Origin of the sequence: Corallococcus praedator, assembly GCF_003612125.1 — a bacterium.
Taxonomy (GTDB): Bacteria; Myxococcota; Myxococcia; order Myxococcales; family Myxococcaceae; genus Corallococcus; species Corallococcus praedator.
In genome coordinates, this window is sequence record NZ_RAWI01000603.1 from 1 (window position 1) to 3,821 (window position 3,821).

Consider the following 3,821-nt stretch of genomic DNA (forward strand, 5'->3'; position numbering starts at 1 on the left):
AGATGTGTATAAGAGGCAGTCCTCACGCTCGTCACCGAACCTTCCGCCCGCGTGTCCCTGGGAAACCGCTCGCTCGGAGAGACGCCCCTCACCAAGGTCGCCCTCCCGGTGGGCAGGCACACGCTGAAGCTCATGGATGGCACCGGCCGGCCCCTGAAGCTCCTCGTGGAGATCAAACCCGACGACACCACGTCCGTCCGGGTCCCCCTGGAACTGCTGGCCAATCCCTGACAGGCGCTCCCCGCGACTTTCGTCGAGGGCACGCAATCAACCCGCCGGCTCCCGCGTAACCGAGGCATTCGCCGGGACGTGCCTGTACGTCCCGCGCCACGCCTGGAGCCGACCATGAGGATCGCCCCGCTGTCCGTGCTCGCCGCCTGCTGCCTCGCCACCGCCGCCTGTACCGCCCACGCGGAGGACGCCAAGACCCCCTCCAGCGAAGGCTCCGGTGAGACGCGCCAGGTGGAGGACTTCCACGGTGTCTCCGTGGGCCACGGCCTGCATGCCCAGGTGAAGGTGGGCCCCAAGTCCGTCCGCCTGGAAGGACCCGCCGACTCCATCTCCCGCATCAAGCTGGTGGTGGAGGAGGGCATCCTCACCACGCGGGTCGACCGCAAGGGGAGTTGGTGGGGCAACGGGCTGAACGGCAAGGTGCGCCTCATCGTGTCCTCCCCCCGCATCGACCACGTGGAGTCCAGCGGCGGCAGCCACGTGGAGGCCGAAGCCTCCGCGTCCGAGGAGTTCGAGGCCGAGGCCAGCGGCGGCGGCGAGCTCACCGTGCGCGGCGTGGACGCGAAGCAGGTGGAGGCCGAGGCCAGCGGCGGCGCCCAGCTGACGCTCATCGGCCGCGCGGAGAGGGTGGACGCCGAGGTCAGCGGCGGCTCGCAGCTCCACGCCCGGCAGCTCCAGGGTGTGAAGGAGCTGTCCGTGGAAGCCAGCGGCGGCGCCACCGTGGAGGCCGACGCGCCCGGCACCGTCTCCGGCGATGCGTCCGGCGGCAGTGTCATCAGCCTGTCCGCGCGACCCAAGAACTCCAAGGTCGATGTCAGCGGCGGCTCGCGCGTCGACTACAGCAACTGAAGCCGCCCGAGCAGGCAGGCGACCTGACAGCCAGAAGGTTACCCGGGCCCCGGGGAGTTCCCGGGGCCCGGACAGGCCCCCCACGAAGCAACGAAGCCGCCGCACACCGGACCTCCAAGGTCATCCGGGCGACCGCACTTCTTTCACGCGACCCCGACCCCACGGGGGTGTTGCCAGGCAGACGCGTGAGCACCGTGGACCACGCCCGGGTTCACCGAGCGCTTCACAGTCCCCAAGATATCGGGAGTCCGTCCCAATCCCAAACACCGTCGGTGTCTTTCACCGCACCTGGAGACCCGGGCCCCTCACTGCCTGGACGCTCGCCATCCCGGACTGTCAGTGGAGGTCCGAGCATCCCGATGACGCGGCCTTCCAGTCGCATGCAGCAGGTCGGGTCCATCCAGCCGTTTTGGAAAAGTCCGCAGGGATGGGACTCCCAGTGGAACCGGTTCAGCGGGTCGGGGGGAAGCGGTCCGCGTTCTGACGCTCCACCATCCAGCCTGGGTACTCGGGCGGCAGCTTGGAGACGGCGTCCAGCTTCTCCAACTGCGCGGGGGTGAGGCGCAGCTCGGAGGCGGCCAGGTTGTCCTCCAACTGGGCCTCCGTCTTGGCGCCCAGGATGACGGTGGTGACGTGCGGCTGGTGCAGGAGCCACGCGAGCGCCACGCGGGCCACGGTGGCGTTCTGCTCCTTCGCGATGACGTCCATCACGTCGATGGCGTTGTACGCGCGCTCGCGGTCCACAGGCGGGAAGTCGAAGGCGGCGCGGCGGGAGCCCTCGGGGCCCTGCGAGTCGCGGCGGAACTTGCCGGACAGGAAGCCGCCGGCCAGCGGGCTCCACACCATCAGGCCCACGTTCTGGTCCTTGAGCAGCGGCACCACCTCACGCTCCAGGTCGCGGCCGGCGATGGAGTAGTAGGCCTGGAGCGATTCGAAGCGGGACTGGTTCCGGCTGTCGCTCAATCCCAGCGCCTTCATGAGCTGCCACGCGGCCAGGTTGGACGCGCCCAGGTAGCGCACCTTGCCCTCGCGCACCAAATCATCCAGCGCGCGCAGCGTCTCATCCAACGGGGTGGCCACGTCGTAGCCGTGGATCTGCAGCAGGTCGATGTGGTCGGTGCCCAGGCGCTTGAGGCTCGCGTGCACGGAGTCGAGGATGTGGTAGCGCGACAGGCCCACCTCGTTCATGCCCGGGCCCATGCGGCCGCGCACCTTGGTGGCCAGCACCACCTGGGAGCGCTTCGGGGCCAGCGCCTTGCCCAGCAGCTCCTCCGACAGGCCGTTCGAGTACACGTTCGCGGTGTCGAAGAAGTTGATGCCCGCGTCCAGGCACCGGCCCACCAGTTTGTCGGCCTCCGCCTGGCCCTGCTGCCCGATGGCCTTCCAGAAGCCCTCGCCGCCAAACGTCATGGCGCCGAAACACAGTTCAGAGACAAACAGGCCGGTGCGGCCCAGAGGGCGGTAGTGCATGTGCGGGTCACCTTGGGTGGAATGGAAGGCGGCCCCTCTTAACGCCGGGCGAGCAACCTCGCCGCAGGAAGGCACGGGATGACGACCCGCTTCGTCGGCTGGGATTTGACCGACCCGTTCGCCCGGGCGCCCCGCCCCGTGGACGAGGCCGTGCTGGATGCGGAGGGCCACGTGCGCTTCTCCCAGCGCATGTGGCCCCGGGCGGACGCGCGTCATGGATTGGACCCGGAGGCCTTGCGGGAGGCCTTCGCCGTGGGACCCGGGGACGTGGTGGTGGTGGACGGACCGCAGGCGCTGGCGAACCCTGGCAGCCGGGTGCGGGACGCGGAGCGGCGGTTGCGAGCGCCGGGGCGGACCCCGGACGTGTTGCCCCAGCCCGGCCCACCCTTCGCGGGCTTCGTGCGCGGAAGCGTGTTGCTGTTCGCCGCGCTGCGGGGCGGGGCCGGAGTCCCCCTGCTGGACCTGGACACGCCGGAGCCTTCGCGGGCGCGCCTGTTCGAGGCCTTCCCCGGCGCGACGTGGCGCACGCTGGCTGTGGAGAAGTTGGGGGGAAAAGCCACGCCGGAGGGACGTGCCCGGCGTCAGGCCCTGCTCGAAGCCGAGGGTCTGCGCTTCGTGGACGGAGGCCCGTGCACGCATGACCAGTTGGATGCCACGGCCTGCGCCTGGCTGGGGTGGCTCACACGCGCGCGGCCCGGGGACGTCACCGCGGTGGGCCTGCCCCTGACGCAGGACCCGGACGGAACGCTGCGCGAAGGGCGCATCCTGGACCGGGTCCAATCCCTCTCAAGACGGTGAGAGGGATTCCCTGGAGGGGCAGCCCGCTTCAGCGCCCGCGCACCGGATCCTCGTGATGGTCATGCCCCGGTCCGCCGAAGGTGCCCGGCCAGGGTTCCTCCGCGGGCTGGAGCCCGGGAATGGGGAAGCGCCGGAACCGCGCCTGGCTGTTGGCGAACGGGGGATCGCAGTCCCCGCACGTCTGCGCCCAGTCCATCATCACCACGCTGTCCGGCCCCAGCTCCAGGAACTGCGCGGGGGTCGCCGAATTGGGCAGCGGGCACTGGAACACCTCACTGCCGTCACGCGCGCTCACCGCGAACATCACCCCCGTGTACCCCTTCATCCCCGTGCCCACCACCACCGTCTCCGGCGGCAGTCCCGTGCGCGTCGTCCAGCTCGCCAGCCGCAGCTCGGAGCCTACCGGTCCCGTCCAGCCCGGGAACGTGTACGTCCACGCCGCCTCCAACCCCGGCCTGTCTCTTATACACCTC

At 70.3% G+C, this 3,821-nt stretch carries 4 protein-coding genes and 1 pseudogene; 3 read left to right on the forward strand and 2 right to left on the reverse strand.

Translation table 11 applies throughout. The features are described 5' to 3' along the window. The first annotated feature begins 51 nt into the window (after positions 1-51). Both D7Y13_RS39580 and D7Y13_RS39585 read left to right on the forward strand, forming a co-directional pair. Positions 52-231, forward strand: a complete 180-nt coding sequence (locus D7Y13_RS39580) for a PEGA domain-containing protein (protein ID WP_244222441.1) — start codon at positions 52-54, stop codon at positions 229-231. 114 nt (positions 232-345) lie between these two features. Beyond that, complete coding sequence (locus tag D7Y13_RS39585) at positions 346-1,080, forward strand: head GIN domain-containing protein (protein ID WP_120586011.1); 735 nt, start codon at positions 346-348, stop codon at positions 1,078-1,080. A gap of 450 nt (positions 1,081-1,530) precedes the next feature. Here the strand turns inward: D7Y13_RS39585 and D7Y13_RS39590 are convergent, their stop codons facing one another. Then, positions 1,531-2,550, reverse strand: a complete 1,020-nt coding sequence (locus tag D7Y13_RS39590) for an aldo/keto reductase (RefSeq protein ID WP_120586012.1) — start codon at positions 2,548-2,550, stop codon at positions 1,531-1,533. Positions 2,551-2,628: 78 nt separating this feature from the next. Between D7Y13_RS39590 and D7Y13_RS39595 the strand changes: the two genes are divergently transcribed. After that, positions 2,629-3,348 carry a DUF429 domain-containing protein gene (locus tag D7Y13_RS39595; protein WP_120586013.1) on the forward strand — a complete coding sequence of 240 codons (720 nt, stop codon included), beginning with the start codon at positions 2,629-2,631 and terminating at the stop codon, positions 3,346-3,348. 28 nt (positions 3,349-3,376) lie between these two features. Here the strand turns inward: D7Y13_RS39595 and D7Y13_RS39600 are convergent. After that, positions 3,377-3,821 (reverse strand): annotated as a pseudogene (locus D7Y13_RS39600) (tenascin-X); the annotation flags it as partial.